We start from the raw sequence: 17,383 nt of genomic DNA, 5'->3' as shown, positions 1-17,383 counted from the left end.
CGATCACTTGCCGAAGTCCACGCATTTCTCGCCGCTCTCCGGGCCGGTCTTGCCCTCGCGGTTGACGGTGACGGTGATGCAGACGTGGTCACCGGGCTTCGCCTCGACGGCGAAGGCCGCCAGCCGCTGGATGCTCGACCTGCCGTCGCTCGTCGTGATCTGGTACGAGTCGCCCGCCTTGATGCCCGGATCGGTCCAGCTGAACTCGATCGACGAGGCGGCGGACTTCGCCGAGATGTCGGTCACCCGGGGAATGTCGCTCGTGTTCGCTTTGATGAGCACGAGGGTGGCCGTCGCACCGAGCGCGATCACGAGCACCGCGCTTGCCACCAGGCCCCACGCGAGCGCCTGCATCCCCCTGCTTTGCGTCAGAGGCTGGGTTCCGCTGTTGTGCGGAGACCCCGCGGTCTGCCGAAGCACCGTGCCGACCGGGGAATAGACGCCGGGCTGGATGCGACGCCGACGCCGCCGTTTGGGCGGGCCCGTGGAGCCCGGCACGGCCCGGATGCGGGTGCGGTCCTCGAGATCGGACACCGTGGCGAGAGCCCAGTCGTCCATCGCGACCTCGATCGGCGTCTGGGGCACGCCGAGCTCCGTCTCGATCGCCTGGAGCTCACGCACGAGCTCCAGTATGGTGAGCGGACGCGCCTCCGGCTTGCGCGACATCGCCTTCTGCAGCACCCGCTCGAGGCTCGGCGGCACGTCGGACCGGCCGATGGGCTGCACCTTCGCGCGGTTGATGCGGGAGATGAGGTCGGCCGACTTGTTCGACTCGCCCGGCACCTCGAACGGCGAACGGCCGGCCAGCAGCGAGTACACCGTGGCGGCGAACGACCACACCTCCGACTCGATCGAGCCCGGGGTCTCATCCATCAGCACCTCCGGCGCCGACCAGGGGATGGAGAGGCCGACCGACTCCTGGGTCTCGGCCTCGCTCAGGGTCGAGGCGATTCCGAAGTCCGAGAGCACGGGATGCCCGTAGGCGGTGAGCAGGATGTTCGACGGCTTGATGTCCCTGTGCAGTACGCCGGCACGGTGGGCGGTCTCGATGGCGCTGCCGATCTTGACCGCGATTCGCAGCACCTCGGGCACCGGCAATCGCTCGCGACGGTACCGCTCGCTGAGCGAGGAGGAGCACAGCTCCATCACGAGGTACGGCCGGCCGTCGGACGAGACGCTCGCCTGGTACACCGTGAGGATCGACGGGTGCGAGCTCAGCTGGGCCATGAGGTTCGCCTCGGCCTGGAACATCTGCCGCACCTGGTCGTTCACGACCTCGCTCAGCATGACCTTCACCGCGACCTGGCGCCTCGGCATGTTCTGCTCGTAGAGGAACACATCGGCGAACCCGCCGGAGCCGAGGATGTGGATGTGCGAGAAACCGGGCAGCACTGGAGGCTGTGACGGCAATCGTCGTGCCATGAGCTCCCCCTTTGCAGCGCTCGCCGGAATACTGTCGCGGCGATCTTCCTGATCGCACGACCCGGTGTCCCATTGTAGGCACCTGCCGAATGTGCCCCGTCGAACAAATCCGCTGGTGAAGCGCCTGTTTTTGTCCCCCCTTCGGGGGTGATTTGGTCGCCGTCGTCACAACCTGGTTGGCCTCGGCACCGTGTGCTCGAGGTCGTAAAGCCCGGAACTCTCCACGATGTCGACCACGATCGTGGTGACGTTGTCGCGTCCGCCGGCGGCGACGGCCGCGTCCACGAGGGCCTGCGCGGTCTCCGCGGGGGCGAGCGCCGCCGCGAGGTGCAAGCGGATCCGCTCCGAGTCGAGTTCCTTCGTCAGGCCGTCCGAGCAGAGCAGCAGCCGCAGCCCGGTACGGATCGGCACGATCCAGTAGTCGGGCAACGGCGCGGCGTTGAACCCGACCGCCCTCGTGATCACATTGCTGTCGGGGTGGAACTCGGCGTCCTCTGCCCGGATGAGGCCGGCATCCACGAGCTCCTGCACCACCGAATGGTCGACGGACACCTGGCTGAGGAGGTTGTTCTCGAACATGTAGACCCGCGAGTCGCCCACGTTGAAGACCATCCAGCACGGCTCGCCGTTCTCGAGGGTGAGCGCGGCGCCGGTCGCCGTGGTGCCCACGCCGAGTTCCTTCTCGTCGGCGGCGAGCGCGATGTCGTCGGTTGCGGCATGCAACCCGCGTTCGACCGCGTCCATTTCGGCGAAGTCCGAGGAGATCTCCTTCTCGAGCCTCGACACGACGGCCGCGCTCGCCACGTCACCGGCGGAATGACCGCCCATGCCGTCCGCGACCACGAACAGCGGCAGCTCGGCGAGGTAGCTGTCCTCGTTGTGGTGCCGTTTGCGGCCGGTGTCCGTTGCGGCACCCCAGGCGATCACGAGGCTGGCATCCGGTCGTCCGGGCACCTCCACGGAGCGCCGTCCTTCACTTCGTCCGAGCTGTGTCACAAGTCACGCCTTTCGCAGGTTGCGATGCCTGTGCATCATCCGCCGGTCGCCGACACGCGCTCGACCGGCAGGATCTCGACGAGGTTGCCGTCACCAATATCCACCACCGTGCCCGCCGAAACGACCACCGACTCGCCCTGCAACAGCTTTTGGGCCGAAAATCCGGGCACGGTGATGATGGTGCCGTTGGTGGACCTGAGGTCGGTGACAATCACCGATGCGCCGTGCTGGCGCAACTCGAGGTGCGTGCTGGAGACCTCGCGCAGCGGAGATGGCACTCGCACGAGCCGGGCGAGCGGCCCCTTCGTGACGCGCGGCGCGCTCGGCCTCCGGCCGAGGATCGCCGGCGCATCCAGCGCGATCGGCTCGTGGTTGTTGACCCTGAACCGGTGGACGGGCGCCGCCCGCGACGAGTCGTCGGCTGGCGGCAACTGGGCCCTCGCGCGCTCGACGATCGGCACGGACGCCTCCGTCGGCGGTGCCCGATTCGGCTCGACGAGGGCGAACGGTTCGGATGCCACGCCGGCCCGTCGGGCGACCTCCTCGAAGATCAGGGCCAGGTCGGCGAACGGCACCCGGTCGCGAATGATCGTGTCGTCGTCGGGGATCCCCGCATCGGCGTTCGGAATCGCCCGCGGTCTGATGACCGTGTTGTCGTCCTCGGCGTCCATGCGGTCTATTCTGCGGCCAAACCGGGCTCAGACCGTCACTCCCCGATGAAACTCATCACATGCTTGACGCGCGTGTAGTCCTCGAAGCCGTACGACGACAGGTCCTTGCCGTAGCCGGAGTGCTTGAATCCGCCGTGCGGCATCTCGGCGACGATGGGGATGTGGGTGTTGATCCACACGCAACCGAAGTCCAGGTGCTTGGCGAAGCGCATCGCGCGGCCGTGATTCTGTGTCCACACGCTCGAGGCGAGCCCATATTGCACGCCGTTCGCCCACTCGAGCGCCTGCGCCTCGTTCGTGAATCTCTGCACGGTGATCACCGGGCCGAAGATCTCGTTCTGGATCGCCTCATCCGCCTGCACCAGCCCGGACACGATCGTGGCCTCGTGGAAGTAGCCGGCCGAGCCCTGCCGGCGACCGCCGAGTTCGAGCACGGCGTTGTCGGGCAGGCGGTCGATGATTCCCTCGACCTGGGCGAGCTGGTGGGCGTTGTTGACCGGACCGAAGAGCACGTCGCCGGCGTTCGGCGCCCCCGTCTTCGCGTTGTCCCTCGCGTGCGCGGCGAGCGCGGCCACGAACTCGTCGTGGATCCCGGCCTGCACGAGCACCCGGGTGGCGGCGGTGCAGTCCTGCCCGGCGTTGAAGTAGCCGGCCGAAACGATCCCCCGAACGGCCGACGGGATGTCCGCGTCGTCGAACACGACGACCGGCGCCTTGCCTCCGAGTTCGAGGTGCACGCGCTTGAGGTCGTTCGCCGCGGACTTCGCGACCTCCATGCCGGCGCGCACCGAGCCCGTGATCGACACCATCTGCGGCGTCTTGTGCTCGATCATCGCGGCGCCCGTCGTCCGGTCCCCGGTGATCACGTTGAGCACCCCGGGCGGCAGGAATTCGGCGGCGACCTCGGCGAGGAGAAGGGTGGATGAGGGGGTCGTGTCCGACGGCTTGAGCACCGTCGTGTTGCCGGCCGCGAGTGCCGGGGCGAACTTCCAGACCGCCATGTTCAGCGGGTAGTTCCAGGGGGTCACCTGTCCGATCACGCCGATCGGCTCGCGGCGTACGAACGAGGTGTGGTCCTTCAGATACTCCCCCGCGGCCATCCCGCCGAGGTGGCGGGCCTCTCCGGCGAAGAAGCGGATCTGGTCCACCGACAGCAGGATCTCGTCCTCCACCAGGGAGCCCCTCGGCTTACCGGTGTCCCTGGATTCGAGGTCGGCGAACTCTTCGGCCCTCTCCTCCATGGCGTCGGCGATGCGGAAGAGTGCCAGCTGGCGCTCGGCGGGGGTCGTCTCGCCCCATTCCTCGAAGGCGGAAGCCGCGGCGGCGAAGGCGTTGTCGACGTCCTCGCGGCTGGAGACCGGCGAGGTGCCGTATGACTGCTCGGTCGCCGGGTCGATCAGTTCGAAGGACGACTCGGCGTGAGCGGCGACGTACTCGCCGTTGATGAAGTTGCGAAGTTGGGCGCTCATGTTCACAACATAGTCAGGTCGATTCGCGCGCGCCATTCCCTGTTTTCCACCGATTCCGTCGCGAAACGCCCCTCGGACTTACGGATTCACTTGTCAGTGCCCCGATCCGCTGACAGAATCACGTTATGAGCGTGAATCCCAAACCCCTCCAACTCGACGATGTCTCGAAGGCGATCATCGAACAGTTGCAGGCCGACGGCCGGCGGAGCTATGCCGAGATCGGCAAGGCGGTCGGGCTCAGCGAGGCCGCGGTTCGGCAGCGCGTACAGAAACTCACGGATTCCGGGGTGATGCAGGTCGTGGCCGTGACCGACCCGATGCAGCTCGGTTTCTACCGCCAGGCGATGGTCGGGGTGAGGGTGAGCGGCGACACGACCGTGGTGGCCGAGAAGCTCGCCAGGATCTCCGCCGTCGACTACGTCGTGCTCACGGCCGGGAGCTTCGACATCCTCGTCGAGGTCGTATGCGAGAACGATGAAGACCTCATCGACCTGCTCAACAAGGAAATCCGGGGAATCCCGGGAGTCCAATCCACAGAGACATTCGTCTATCTCAAACTGCAGAAGCAGTTCTACAACTGGGGAACTAGATAACCATGACCATGCCAACCCCCGTCGAGCCGTCAACCCGTCCGCTCGACCACGACGAAGCCGACCTTCAGCGCAAGGCAAAGGACCATCTCTGGATGCATTTCGCGCGCCAGTCCGTGATGGAGGACGGTCACGGCGTGCCCATCATCGTCAAGGGCAAGGGCCACCACATCTGGGACAGCAAGGGCAAGAAGTACTTCGACGGCCTGAGCGGGCTCTTCGTGGTCAACGCCGGCCACGGCCGCCGACGCCTCGCCGAGGTCGCCGCCAAGCAGGCCGAGGAACTCGCCTTCTTCCCGCTCTGGTCGTACGCGCATCCGAGTGCCATCGAACTCGCCGACCGCCTGGCCCACTACGCGCCGGGAGACCTCAACCGCGTGTTCTTCTCCACGGGCGGCGGCGAGGCGGTCGAGACGGCCTTCAAGCTCGCCAAGTACTACTGGAAGCTCAAGGGCCAGCCGACCAAGCACAAGGTGATCTCGCGCAACGTGGCCTACCACGGCACCCCGCAGGGCGCCCTCGCCATCACCGGCATCCCGGCGATGAAGGCGATGTTCGAGCCCGTGACCCCCGGCGGCTTCCGCGTGCCGAACACCAACTTCTACCGCGCGGCGGAGATGGGCGCGCCGAGCGAAGACCTGGAGGCCTTCGGCCTGTGGGCCGCGAACCGCATCGAGGAGATGATCCTGTTCGAGGGACCGGAAACGGTCGCGGCGGTCTTCCTGGAGCCGGTGCAGAACAGCGGCGGATGCTTCCCGCCGCCGCCCGGCTACTTCAAGCGGGTTCGCGAGATCTGCGACCAGTACGACGTGCTGCTCGTGAGCGACGAGGTCATCTGCGCCTTCGGGCGCATCGGCGAGTTCTTCGCCTGTGACGCGTACGACTACGTGCCGGACATGATCACCTGCGCGAAGGGCATGACCAGCGGGTACTCCCCCATCGGTGCGACCATCGTGAGCGAGAAGATCTACGAACCGTTCAAGCACGGCAACGTGTCGTTCTATCACGGCTACACCTTCGGCGGGCATCCGGTCTCGGCCGCGGTCGCACTCGCCAACCTCGACATCTTCGAGGAGGAGCGGCTCAACGAGAACGTGCGCGAGAACTCTCCGGCCTTCCGGGCGACGCTCGAGAAGCTCCTCGACCTGCCGATCGTCGGCGACGTTCGCGGCGACGGCTACTTCTTCGGAATCGAGCTTGTGAAGGACAAGGCGACTCGGGAGACCTTCGACGACGCCGAGTCCGAGCGACTACTGCGCGGCTTCATGTCGAAGGCCCTCTTCGACGCCGGCCTGTACTGCCGGGCGGATGACCGCGGAGACCCCGTCGTTCAGCTCGCCCCGCCGCTCACGGTAGGCCAGAAGGAGTTCGACGAGATCGAGGGCATCCTGCGCGGGGTGCTCACCGAGGCCTGGACCCGCCTCTAGCCGCACGCCCGGTCCGCGCTGCCTCGGCCGGGTCCGGCGAGGGCGCGGCTCGGGCTTCCGGCTCGGGCTTCCAGCTCGGGCTTCCGAAATCCATGCATTCTTCCGGCGACACGGCACAAATGACACGATTTACGGCGTGTCGCCGAGAAATGCATGGATTTCGGAGCGGGCGAAGGGCGGAGAAGGGATGTCGAAGATGATGGGGGCACGGTCGTGACCTACCGGGACCTGAGCTTCTGGTTCGATTCCCTCGCGGAGTCCGGGGCTGACGCCCTCGAGCCGCGCGCCGCCCTCCCAGGCGACCGGGACGCCGACGTCGCGATCATCGGCGGTGGCCTCACCGGCCTCTGGACCGCGTACTACCTCGCGAAGGCGCGCCCCGCGCTGCGCATCGTCGTGCTGGAGAAGAGGATCGCGGGATTCGGGGCATCGGGCCGTAACGGCGGCTGGTGTTCCGCCCTCTTCCCCGCGAGCGCCGGCGCGCTCGAACGCCGCCACGGGCGGGACGCCGCGGTCGCCATGCGTCGAGCGATGGTCGACACCGTCGATGAGGTCGGTCGGGTCGCCGAAGCGGAAGGAATCGACTGCGACTTCGTGCGGGGCGGCACCCTGGCGTTCGCGCGCAGCCCGTTGCAGCTGCGCGAGGCCGCCGCGGAGGTTGCGGATGCCGCGCGCTTCGGCGTGGACCGGCTGGAACTGCGGCGGGGAGACGACATCCCGAGCGGCGCGGCCGGCGCCATCGGCGCAGCCTTCGATCCGGCGTGCGCGAGGGTGCAGCCCGCCAAACTCGTGCGCGGACTCGCGGACACGGTCGAGGGCCTCGGAGTCGCGATCTTCGAAGACACCGAGGTTCTGGACTGGGCGGAACACCGCGTGACGACCACTCGCGGCACGGTCAGCGCGCCCGTCGTGGTCGTCGCGACCGAGGGCTACGGCGCGACGCTGCCCAGGACCCGGCGCCGAATCCTGCCCCTCTACTCGCTCATGATCGCCACCGAACCGTTAGCCGAGGAGACCTGGGCCGAGATCGGAATCGAGCACGGGCACACCTTCACCGACTACCGCCACTTGCTCATTTACGGCCAGCGCACCGCCGACAATCGTTTCGCCTTCGGGGGCCGTGGGGCCAGGTACCACTGGGGCAGCAGCATCCGTCCGGACTACGACCGGGTCCCCCACGTCTTCGAGCACCTGCGCAAGACCCTCGTCGATCTGTTCCCGGCAGCGAAGGGCGCGGCGGTCACCCACCGCTGGGGCGGTCCCCTCGGCGTACCGCGCGACTGGCACGCCGCCGCGAGCTTCGACCGCGCGAGCGGCATCGCCTTCGCCGGCGGTTACGTCGGCGATGGCCTCAGCACCACCAACCTCGCCGGCCGAACGCTCGCCGACCTCATTCTCGGCCGGGACAGCGAGCTCACCCGGCTGCCGTGGGCCAACCACGTCTCCCCCGACTGGGAACCCGAACCGCTGCGCTTCATCGGCTCGAATCTCGGCCTTGCCGCGATGGGTGCCGCCGACGTGGAGGAGCGCATCACCGGCCACGCGTCGGTCGTGGCGAAGCTCATGGGACCGCTCGTCGGACACTGACACCGGTCAGGAGAACGCCGAGGCGATCCTGCTAGCATTTCGAAGCCGATGGGGTCGGCGGCAGGCGCGATCGAGGAGACCATGACACTGTTCGACGGGGGCGACCAGCCGTACGCCGCGCCGACGCGACGTCGCCGGAGACTGTCCCGCGTCATCCCGACGGTGATCGCCCTCCTACTGGTCGCCGCCGGCGCATGGGGTGTCGTGAGCTTCCAGCGCCTCGTCGACCAGTACACGGTCTGGACCTTCACCCCGTCCGCCGCGGCCGAGTCGATTGCAGACGGATCGCGGATGACCGCGAATGGCCGATTCCTCTTTTTCGCGAGCAAGCCGGCGGTGGAGCCCGCCGCACTCTTCGACTCGAGCTGCGCGAGCGAGCAGGAGGGAAGCGGAATCCTCGGCTGCTACCTGCCGACCGGGCGTACCATCCACCTCTTCGACGTGACCGACGAACGCCTCGCCGGCCTCGAAGACGTCGTCGGCGCCCACGAGATGCTGCATGCCGCCTGGGACCGGATGAACACGCTGGAGCGCCAGCAGCTCATCCCCGAGCTCGAGGCGGCCGCGAGCCGACTCTCCGGCAATGCCGACTTCACCAGCCGGATGGCGTACTACGCGAAGGCCGAACCGGGCGAGCACGACAACGAGCTGCATTCCATCATCGGCACGGAGGTCGCCTCGATCGGACCGGCCCTGGAGGCGCACTACGCCCAGTACCTCAGCGACCGAGGCGCGGTCGTCGCCCTGCACGAGAAATCGGATGCGGTCTTCACCGACCTGCAGGCCCGTTCGGCAGCGCTCTCCACCGCCATGGCAGCGCTCAAGGCCGGGATCGATACCGAGTACGCCGCGTACTCCTCCGGCTATGAGGGGCTCAACGCCGACGTGCTCGCGTTCAACGCCCGCACCGACTGGACCTCGAACGCGGAGATCAGCCGGGCCACGCGCGCTCTCGAGTCCCGGCGGGCGGCGCTCGACGCCCAGTACGCCGACGTCGTCGCGAAGCACAACGAGTTCAACGCCGACCACGCGGCCCTCACCGCGCTCACCGACCAGACCAACGAGCTATACAAGGGGCTCAACCTGCAGCCGGCCCTGCCGAGCAAGTAGGGCCCAACGGGCCTAGAGCTCGGCGGTGGCCGGGGCCGCGAACTGCGCGTTGTACAGACGGAAGTACGCCCCCTCCGCGGCGAGCAACTCGGTGTGCGTGCCCTGCTCGACGATGGCGCCGGACTCCATGACGAGGATCAGGTCGGCATCGCGAATCGTGGAGAGCCGGTGCGCGATCACGAAGCTCGTGCGGTCGGTGCGGAGGGCCCGCATCGCCTGTTGCACCAGCAGCTCGGTTCGCGTGTCGACCGAGCTCGTCGCCTCGTCGAGGATGAGCACGCTCGGTTTCGCGAGGAACGCCCGCGCGATCGTGATGAGCTGCTTCTCGCCCGCGCTCACATTGGACGCCTCGTCGTCGAGCACCGTGTCGTAGCCGTCGGGCAGCGCGTGCACGAAGCGATCGACGTAGCAGGCCGTCGCCGCCTCCAGGATCTCCTCCTCCGTCGCTCCGGTGCGTCCGTAGGCGATGTTGTCGCGGATGGTGCCGCCGAACAGCCAGGTGTCCTGGAGCACCATCCCGAGCTTCGACCGGAGGCTGTCTCGCGTCATCGTCGTGATATCGACACCGTCGAGGGTGATGCGCCCGGAATCGAGCTCGTAGAAACGCATCATCAGGTTGACGAGGGTGGTCTTGCCCGCACCGGTCGGGCCAACGATCGCGATGGTCTGCCCGGGATTCGCCACGAGTGACAGGTCATCGATGAGCGGGGTGTCCTGGTCGTACCGGAAGCTGACGTGTTCGAACGCCAGCCGACCGGGGCCGGCCGCCGGAGAAATCGCATCACCGGCATCCGGCGACTGTTCCTCGGCATCGAGCAGCTCGAAGACGCGCTCGGCGCTCGCCACACCGGATTGCAGCAGGTTGGCCATCGAGCCCAGCTGGCTGAGCGGCTGAGTGAAGTTGCGCGAGTACTGGATGAACGCCTGCACGTCGCCGATCCCGAGGGTTCCCGAAGCGACCTTCACACCGCCGACGACGGCGATCCCGACGTAGACGAGGTTGCCGACGAACATCATCGACGGCATGATGATGCCGCTGATGAACTGGGCGCTGAAGCTCGCCTGGAACAGCTCCTCGTTCTTGTCGGCGAATCTCGCGGTGACCTCGCGCTGGCGTCCGAACACCTTCACGAGGGCGTGCCCGGTGAAGGCCTCTTCGATCTGGCCGTTGAGCGCGCCGGTATGCGCCCACTGCACGACGAACTTCTTCTGCGAGCGCTTGGCGATCGTCGCCGCGATGAACAGCGTCAGCGGAACAGCGATGAGGGCGATGAGCGCGAGCTCCCACGAGATGGTGAACATCAGCACGAGCACGCCGAGCACCGTGAGTACGGAGGTGATGAGCTGGCTCAGCGTCTGCTGCAGCGTGGTCGAGATGTTGTCGATGTCATTGGTCACCCGGCTGAGCAGCTCGCCGCGGGGGGTCTTGTCGAAATAGCCGAGCGGCAACCGGTTGATTTTCGCCTCCACGTCGCGGCGCATGCGATAGACCGTGCGCTGGGTGACTCCGTTGAGCACGAATCCCTGCAGCCACTGGAACACCGAGGCGAACACGTAGAGCGCGAGGATCAGCAGGAGCAGGTTGCCGAGGGCGGTGAAGTCGACGCCATGGCCGGGGTTCAGGTTCACGCCGCCGAGGAGTTTGGCCTGCGCGTCCTGCCCGTTCGCCTTGAGGCCGGCGACCACCTGCGCCTTCGTCGTTCCGGCGGGGAACTTCGAGGAGAAGAATCCGTCGACGATGAGGTTCGTCGCGTTGCCCAGAAGCTTCGGCCCGGCTACGGAAAGCGCGACGCTCACGATGCCGAGCAGCACCACGCCGATCACCTTGAGGCGCTCCGGGCGCAATTGCCCGAGGAGCCGCCTCGACGACGCCCCGAAGTTCATCGACTTCTCGACGGGCATGCTCATGCCGGCCCACGGTCCGCCGCCTCCCGGCCCCCGTCTGATCGGCGGGCGGTCCGGTGCCGATGGGGCCCGTGTGGATGGGCCCCGTGTCGATGCCTGGCTCATGCCACTTCCTCCGCTCGCAACTGGCTGCCGACGATCTCGGCGTAGGTCGGGTTCGACCCGACGAGTTCGTCGTGCGTTCCCCTGCCCACTATCTCCCCGTGTTCGAGCACCAGGATTTCGTCGGCGCCGATGATCGTCGAGACCCGCTGAGCCACGACGATCACGGTCGCATTGGCGACCCGCTGCGCGAGCGCCAGACGGAGCCGGGCGTCGGTCGCCGTATCGAGGGCCGAGAACGAGTCATCGAAGACGTAGATCTCGGGGGTCTTCACGAGCGCGCGCGCAATCGCCAGTCGCTGGCGTTGACCGCCGGAGAGATTCGTGCCGCCCTGGGCGATCGGCCCATCGAGCTTCTCCGGCATCTCGGACACGAAGTCCCTCGCCTGGGCGATGTCCAGCGCCTCCCAGATCTCCTCGTCCGTCGCATCCGGCTTTCCGTAGCGGAGATTGGATGCGATGGTGCCGGAGAACAGGTACGGCTTCTGCGGGATGAGGCCGATGCGACTCCACAGCAGGTCGGGTTCGAGCTCGCGAACATCCACGCCATCGACCAGGACCGAGCCTCCTGTCGCGTCGAAGAGTCGCGGGATCAGGCTAACGAGCGTCGTCTTGCCCGCGCCCGTGCTGCCGATGATGGCGGTCGTGCGTCCGGGCACGGCGTCGAAATCGAGATGGTGGAGCACGGGAGCCTCCGCTCCCGGGTAGGAGAAGGTCACGTCGCGGAACTGCACGGTGCCTTTTCCGCGCAATGACGTCACCGGGGCGTGGTGGAGCACCACGCTCGATTCCGTGTCGAGCACCTCGGCGATGCGGTCGGCCGAGACGGCTGCTCGCGGAATCATGATCGACATGAAGGTCGCCATCATCACCGCCATGAGGATCTGGATGAGGTAGCTCAGGAAGGCGATGAGGGCGCCGATCTGCATGGAGCCGTCGTTGATGCGAAACGAGCCGAACCACAGCACGGCGATGCTCGTGACGTTGACCACGAGCATCACCACGGGGAAGACGAGGGCGAAGAGCCGGCCGGAGCGAAGGCCGGTGAGCGTGACGCCGGCGTTCGCCTGTTCGAAGCGCTCGGTCTCGACCGTCTCGCGCACGAAGGCGCGCACGACGCGAATGCCGGTGAGCTGCTCTCGCAGAACCTGGTTGACCATGTCGATCTTCTTCTGCATCAGGCGGAACTGGGGCACCATCCGCACGATGATCAGCGAGATCGACAGCAGGAGCACCGGAACGGCCACGACCAGCAGCCACGACAGTCCGACATCCTGCTGGAGGGCGGCGATGACCCCGCCGATCGCGAGGATCGGGGCCGAAACGAGCAGGGTGCAGGTCATGAGCACGAGCATCTGCACCTGCTGCACGTCGTTCGTCGTTCGCGTGATGAGTGACGGTGCGCCGAACTTGGACACCTCGCGCTCGGAGAAGGCGCCGACCTGGTGGAACACCGCTCCGCGCAGATCGCGTCCAAGCGCCATCGCGGCCTTCGCGCCGAAGTAGACGGCGATGATCGAGCAGGCGACCTGGCCGAGCGTGATGAGGAGCATCACCATGCCCAGGCGGAGGATGTAAGCCGTGTCGCCCTTCGCCACCCCGTTGTCGATGATGTCCGCGTTCAGGCTCGGAAGGTACAGCGACGCGATCGACTGGGCGAACTGGAACACCATAACCCCCAGCAGCAGCAGCCCGTGCGGTCGGAGGTAGGTGCGCAAGACTTTGAGCAGCATGGTCATTCCTTGTGGTCGTTGTCGGGTCGGCTGACGATACCGTGCAGGATGATGTCGGTGAGTTCGTCGGTGGAGAGCGGGTGCGAATCGTTGAACGGACCGATGGACGAGGCGAACGCGATGATCCGCACGAGGTAGGCGACCTTCGTCGGGTCGAGCCTCAGCCTGGCCGCCTCCGGCTCGAGCACCTCGGCCACGATCTCGGCAAATTCGTTGCGCGCGCCGTGGCCCGGCGGCCGGCCGGTCATGCCGATCGCGGACATGATGCCGATGATTCCGGCGAACCGGGCCCTCAGGTGGAACAGGATGTCGTGCACCTTCTGCTCGAGCGGGAGGTCGGGGTCGATCGACCGCAGTGCGGTGCGCAACGGCAGCGGGTCGAGGAACTTGTCCACGGCGGCCTGGATGATCGACTCCTTGTCGCCGAAGGCGCGGAAGATGGTGCCCTCGGCGATTCCCGCCTCGTCGGCGATCTGCCGGGTCGTGATGTCGCGGCCGTGTTCGAGGAGGAGCGGGATCACCGCGTCGACGATCATCGCCCGACGATCATCGAGCGGGAGGGGCCGCGCGCGGCTGGTCTTCGTCAACTCCACGTCAGGATTCTAAATGAGTGAGCACTCACTCACAAGTGGGCGGAGGCAGAATGGTAGGAATTCGATTCTAGGGAGCAGACCGTGTCGAGAGCAGTGCGATTCAGCCGCAATGGCGGTCCGGAGGTACTCGACGTGGTGGAGGTGGATGAGCCGCACGCCGGCGCCGGCACCGTGCGGGTCCGCGTGCGGGCGGCCGCACTGAACGCCTTCGACTTCAAGGTGCGGCGGGACGCCTCCTACCTGCCCTCGAAGAAGCTCCCGAGCGGCCAGGGCCACGAGTTCGCCGGTGTCGTCGACGAGGTCGGCGACGGCGTCGAGGGGGTCGCTGTCGGGGACGAGGTGCTCGGCTGGGTCTCCTTCGCCGCGCAGGCCGACTACGTGGTCGTGCCGCCGACCCAGCTGGCGCCGAAGCCGGCAACCCTCGACTGGGCGACGGCCGGAGGCATCGGCCTCGTCGGCAACACCGCGAGGAGGGCGACGGATGCCGTCTCCCCCGGCCCCGGCGACACCGTGCTCGTGAGCGCGGCGGCCGGCGGCGTCGGACTGCTCGAGTCCCAGCTCGCGATCCGCGCCGGCGCGACCGTGATCGGCACGGCGAGCGAGGCGAACCACGAGTTTCTGCGCGGCCTCGGCGTGATCCCGGTCGCCTACGGCCCCGGACTCGGCGACCGGGTGCGCGCCGCGGCACCGAACGGCATCACGGCGGTGCTCGACAGCGCGGGCGAGGAGACCGTGCTTCTCGGCCTCGAACTTCGGGTCGATCCGAAGCGCATCAACACGATCGTCTACTACGCGGGCGTGGACAAGTACGGCATCCAGGCGGTCGGCGGCGGCGGAAAGACCTCGGCCGAGCTTGCCGAACTCGCGAGGCTCGTGGCCGACGGCGAGCTCGTGCTGCCGATCGCCGCGACCTACCCGCTCAGCGAGGTGCGCGAGGCGTACACGCAACTCGAGTCGCGCCACCTGCTCGGCAAGATCGTGCTGCTTCTGCCCTGAGACGCGGGGGCTAGCTCGGGTTGGCGAAGAGCTCCGAGATCTCGGCGATGTCGGCCACGGTCGGCGCCCACTCATTGGCGGCCGCGATGTTCTGCACGATCTGCTCCGGCTTGGTCACGCCGGCGATCACGCTCGTGAGCCCCGGCTGGGCGAGCAGCCAGGAGAATGTCGCGGCGAGCATGCTCACTCCGCGGTCGGCGCAGAACGCCTCGTACCGCTCGATCGTGTCCCATGGGGCGGTCTCGATCAGGTGCGGACGGATCGCCATGATCCGACTGTCCGCCGGCCCGCCCTCCCGGCTGAACTTGCCGGTGAACAGGCCGTTGTAGAGCGGAAAGTACGGGAGGAATCCGAGGCCGTAGTGGTTCACCGCCGGAAGCACCTCCGCCTCCACACCGCGCGCGAGCAGCGAATACTCGTTCTGCGCGGAGATGAATTTCGGATGCCCGCCCAGGATCGCCTTGTACTCGGCGTCCGCGATCTGCCAGCCGGTGAGGTTCGAGTGCCCGATGTAGCGCACCTTGCCCTCGGTGATGAGGTCGTCGAGCACCGAGAGGGTCTCCTCGATCGGGGTGCTCGGGTCTGGGGCGTGCAACTGGTAGAGGTCGATCCAGTCCGTCTGCAGGCGACGCAGCGAGGCCTCGACCGCGAGTCGTACATACCGTCGCGACCCGCGGGTGCCCCAGTCCGGTCCGTTTGCACCGGCCATATCCATGCCGAACTTGGAGGCGAGCACGATGTCGCCCCGGCGGCCCTTGAGCGACTTGCCCATGAGCGTCTCGCTCAGGCCGCGCTCGCCGCCGTAGATGTCCGCGGTGTCGAAGAGCGTCACCCCAGCGTCGATTGCCGCCGAGATGACGGCATCGGTGCCCGCCTGGCTCTCGGTTGCCGTCTTCGGACGCCCGAAGTTGTTGCAGCCGAGGCCGACCGTTGACACGATGAGGCCGGACCGGCCGAGGGTGCGGTACTGGATGTCAGGCATTCCTCCAGCCTAGATCTCGGTGGCCAGGCGCTGCGACGGCTCCAGTCCTCCGCCGGTACCCGCGAGCAGGGCCTCCCACCCGATGTCCGAAAACCGCCGGAGCGAGGTCGGAGGCCGCGGCTACAGTCGAATCATGACTTCAGTACCCATCGGGCCGATGCCGCCCGCACAACTCCGTCGATTGGAGAGTCCGATCGGCAGGATCGAATTGACCGGCGACGGCACGGCCGTTACCTCCCTCACCATTGAGCGAGCCGGCCACCTCCCGCTCGAAGAATTCCCCGAGGCGAGCGATGACGTTCTCGATCGGGCGGCCGCCGAACTCGCCGAGTATTTCGCGGGCTCCCGCACCAACTTCGACGTTCCCGTGTCTGTGAAAGGCACGGCGTTCCAGAAGGCGGTCTGGGCGGAGCTCGCCGAGCTCGCGTTCGGCGAGGTCACCTCGTACGGCGAGCTGGGTCGCGCCACGGGCCGTCCGTCTGCCGGTCGGGCGGTCGGTGGAGCGGTGGGCGCCAACCCCGTGCCGATCATCATCCCGTGTCATCGGGTGCTCGCGTCCAACCGGCGCATCACCGGCTACAGCGGCGGCAATGGAATCCCGACCAAGGTGTGGCTCCTCGACCACGAGGGGATCGTGCACGTCTCGTGACGGAGCCGGAGACGCCGCCGAACACGGGTGATGATCAGTTGCCGGCCGTGAGCGAAGGGAGGCCCGCCGTCGCGGTCGGAGAAGACGACGTGCCGCGCTGCGCCTGGGGCTCGAGCGATCCGGAATACCGGCGCTATCACGACGAGGAGTGGGGGTTCGAGTTGCACGGAGACCGGCCGCTCTTCGAGAAACTCAGCCTCGAGGGATTCCAGGCCGGGCTTTCCTGGATCACGATCCTCCGGCGGCGGCCGACCTTCCGGATCGCGTTCCACGACTTCGACATCGACCGGGTGGCCGCCATGGACGACGCCGAGGCCGAGGCGCTCATGCAGGACCCGGGCATCATCCGAAACCGGGCGAAGATCAGCGCGACGATCGGCAACGCGCGCATCGTGCAGGAGCTCGTTCGGCAGAGTCCCGGCGCTCTCGACGAGCTGATGTGGAGCTTCGCGCCCAGCGGGCGACGATCGCGCCCGCGCGGCTTCGGCGACATTCCAGCCGTCACTCCCGAGTCGACGGCGATGAGCAAGGCGCTGAGGTCACTGGGCCTGCGGTTCGTCGGTCCGACGACTCTCTACGCGCTCATGCAGTCCGCCGGCATGGTCGACGACCACCTCGAGGGGTGCTGGCGGGCGGCCTGACCGAGCGAGGGATCAACCGGCCGTCGACGGCCAGGGAACGTTGGGTCCGTAGAGAGGTCGAACGGCCATCTTCTCCGGCTCCCACCTCGAACCGTCGAAGGCCACGATCCCGATCCAGATCACCGGCAGGAAGATGTAGAGCAGAAGCCAGCCCGCCCCGGGCTTCTGGAAGGCCGACCCGACGTGCCACGCGGCGATGCAGGCGAACACCGCCGCGACGATGTTCACGCCGGGGATGAGGCTCAGCAGGGCGAGCCAGCCCAGCTGTCCCCCCATCTCGAAGAACACCCAGTAGTTGAACACCGGCACCCAGGCCTTCCAGGGGAGCACGCCGGCCTTCGTGAAGACGCGGGACAGCATCCAGGCGACGAGGGCATAGACGCCGAGGATCAGCACCAGGTAGACGACGATGAACACCAGTGCCAGTGCCAGGGCCGCCGCGGCGCTCGGTCCGTATCCGTTGTCGTTCATGTGAACCCCTCTTCGATCGTTCGCCGGTGCGACGGGCGC

16 protein-coding genes are annotated in these 17,383 nt (G+C 67.4%); 7 read left to right on the top strand and 9 right to left on the bottom strand.

Going from position 1 to position 17,383, the window contains the following annotated elements; translation table 11 throughout:
• Nucleotides 1-3: 3 nt before the first annotated feature.
• The 4 genes from VIM54_RS09730 to VIM54_RS09715 all read right to left on the bottom strand — a co-directional run bounded on the left by VIM54_RS09730 (nucleotide 4) and on the right by VIM54_RS09715 (nucleotide 4,558).
• The gene (locus VIM54_RS09730; protein ID WP_331900894.1) at nucleotides 4-1,422 is read right to left on the bottom strand and encodes a serine/threonine-protein kinase; all 1,419 of its coding nucleotides are present in this window, start codon (nucleotides 1,420-1,422) and stop codon (nucleotides 4-6) included.
• A gap of 165 nt (nucleotides 1,423-1,587) precedes the next feature.
• The gene (locus tag VIM54_RS09725; RefSeq protein ID WP_331900892.1) at nucleotides 1,588-2,382 is read right to left on the bottom strand and encodes a PP2C family protein-serine/threonine phosphatase; all 795 of its coding nucleotides are present in this window, start codon (nucleotides 2,380-2,382) and stop codon (nucleotides 1,588-1,590) included.
• Nucleotides 2,383-2,453: 71 nt separating this feature from the next.
• A complete protein-coding gene (locus tag VIM54_RS09720) occupies nucleotides 2,454-3,089 on the bottom strand; it encodes an FHA domain-containing protein (RefSeq protein WP_331900891.1) in 636 nt (211 codons plus the stop codon).
• Between the two features lie 35 nt (nucleotides 3,090-3,124).
• Nucleotides 3,125-4,558 carry an aminobutyraldehyde dehydrogenase gene (locus VIM54_RS09715; protein ID WP_331900890.1) on the bottom strand — a complete coding sequence of 478 codons (1,434 nt, stop codon included), beginning with the start codon at nucleotides 4,556-4,558 and terminating at the stop codon, nucleotides 3,125-3,127.
• Nucleotides 4,559-4,683: 125 nt separating this feature from the next.
• On the opposite strand from VIM54_RS09715, the gene VIM54_RS09710 reads away from it, so the two are divergent.
• The 4 genes from VIM54_RS09710 to VIM54_RS09695 all read left to right on the top strand — a co-directional run bounded on the left by VIM54_RS09710 (nucleotide 4,684) and on the right by VIM54_RS09695 (nucleotide 9,272).
• Nucleotides 4,684-5,151: an Lrp/AsnC family transcriptional regulator gene (locus tag VIM54_RS09710; protein ID WP_331900889.1), complete on the top strand. Its 468-nt coding sequence runs from the start codon at nucleotides 4,684-4,686 to the stop codon at nucleotides 5,149-5,151.
• An 8-nt stretch (nucleotides 5,152-5,159) separates the two neighbouring features.
• Nucleotides 5,160-6,575: an aspartate aminotransferase family protein gene (locus VIM54_RS09705; protein ID WP_414673206.1), complete on the top strand. Its 1,416-nt coding sequence runs from the start codon at nucleotides 5,160-5,162 to the stop codon at nucleotides 6,573-6,575.
• Nucleotides 6,576-6,788: 213 nt separating this feature from the next.
• Nucleotides 6,789-8,162, top strand: coding sequence for an FAD-binding oxidoreductase (locus VIM54_RS09700; protein ID WP_331900886.1), 1,374 nt, complete (start codon nucleotides 6,789-6,791; stop codon nucleotides 8,160-8,162).
• Nucleotides 8,163-8,210: 48 nt separating this feature from the next.
• Nucleotides 8,211-9,272, top strand: coding sequence for a hypothetical protein (locus VIM54_RS09695; protein ID WP_331900885.1), 1,062 nt, complete (start codon nucleotides 8,211-8,213; stop codon nucleotides 9,270-9,272).
• A gap of 12 nt (nucleotides 9,273-9,284) precedes the next feature.
• Here VIM54_RS09695 and VIM54_RS09690 read toward each other — a convergent pair whose 3' ends face one another.
• The 3 genes from VIM54_RS09690 to VIM54_RS09680 are packed head-to-tail and all read right to left on the bottom strand — an operon-like array spanning nucleotide 9,285 to nucleotide 13,605.
• Complete coding sequence (locus tag VIM54_RS09690; RefSeq protein ID WP_414673203.1) at nucleotides 9,285-11,282, bottom strand: ABC transporter ATP-binding protein; 1,998 nt, start codon at nucleotides 11,280-11,282, stop codon at nucleotides 9,285-9,287.
• Entirely contained in the window at nucleotides 11,279-13,012 is a 1,734-nt protein-coding gene (locus VIM54_RS09685; protein ID WP_331900882.1) for an ABC transporter ATP-binding protein, read from the bottom strand. The genes VIM54_RS09690 and VIM54_RS09685 overlap by 4 nt, the downstream gene beginning before the upstream one ends.
• Before the next feature lie 2 nt (nucleotides 13,013-13,014).
• Nucleotides 13,015-13,605: a TetR/AcrR family transcriptional regulator gene (locus VIM54_RS09680; protein ID WP_331900880.1), complete on the bottom strand. Its 591-nt coding sequence runs from the start codon at nucleotides 13,603-13,605 to the stop codon at nucleotides 13,015-13,017.
• Nucleotides 13,606-13,686: 81 nt separating this feature from the next.
• Between VIM54_RS09680 and VIM54_RS09675 the strand changes: the two genes are divergently transcribed.
• On the top strand, nucleotides 13,687-14,601 hold the full coding sequence (locus tag VIM54_RS09675; protein WP_331900878.1) for an NADP-dependent oxidoreductase: 915 nt from the start codon (nucleotides 13,687-13,689) through the stop codon (nucleotides 14,599-14,601).
• Nucleotides 14,602-14,611: 10 nt separating this feature from the next.
• On the opposite strand, the gene VIM54_RS09670 is transcribed toward VIM54_RS09675, so the two are convergent.
• The gene (locus VIM54_RS09670) at nucleotides 14,612-15,583 is read right to left on the bottom strand and encodes an aldo/keto reductase (RefSeq protein ID WP_331900876.1); all 972 of its coding nucleotides are present in this window, start codon (nucleotides 15,581-15,583) and stop codon (nucleotides 14,612-14,614) included.
• A 133-nt stretch (nucleotides 15,584-15,716) separates the two neighbouring features.
• Here VIM54_RS09670 and VIM54_RS09665 point away from each other — a divergent pair, with 133 nt between their 5' ends.
• On the top strand, nucleotides 15,717-16,232 hold the full coding sequence (locus VIM54_RS09665; RefSeq protein ID WP_331900875.1) for a methylated-DNA--[protein]-cysteine S-methyltransferase: 516 nt from the start codon (nucleotides 15,717-15,719) through the stop codon (nucleotides 16,230-16,232).
• A 47-nt stretch (nucleotides 16,233-16,279) separates the two neighbouring features.
• Nucleotides 16,280-16,873 carry a DNA-3-methyladenine glycosylase I gene (locus tag VIM54_RS09660; protein WP_331900874.1) on the top strand — a complete coding sequence of 198 codons (594 nt, stop codon included), beginning with the start codon at nucleotides 16,280-16,282 and terminating at the stop codon, nucleotides 16,871-16,873.
• A gap of 12 nt (nucleotides 16,874-16,885) precedes the next feature.
• Here VIM54_RS09660 and VIM54_RS09655 read toward each other — a convergent pair whose 3' ends face one another.
• Entirely contained in the window at nucleotides 16,886-17,344 is a 459-nt protein-coding gene (locus VIM54_RS09655) for a DUF5684 domain-containing protein (protein WP_331900873.1), read from the bottom strand.
• Nucleotides 17,345-17,383: the final 39 nt, after the last annotated feature.

It is taken from the genome of Lacisediminihabitans sp. (assembly GCF_036569425.1).
Classification (GTDB): Bacteria; Actinomycetota; Actinomycetes; order Actinomycetales; family Microbacteriaceae; genus Lacisediminihabitans.
The sequence above is the reverse complement of the archived record's forward strand: the minus strand, read 5'-3'. Positions and strand labels throughout refer to the sequence as shown.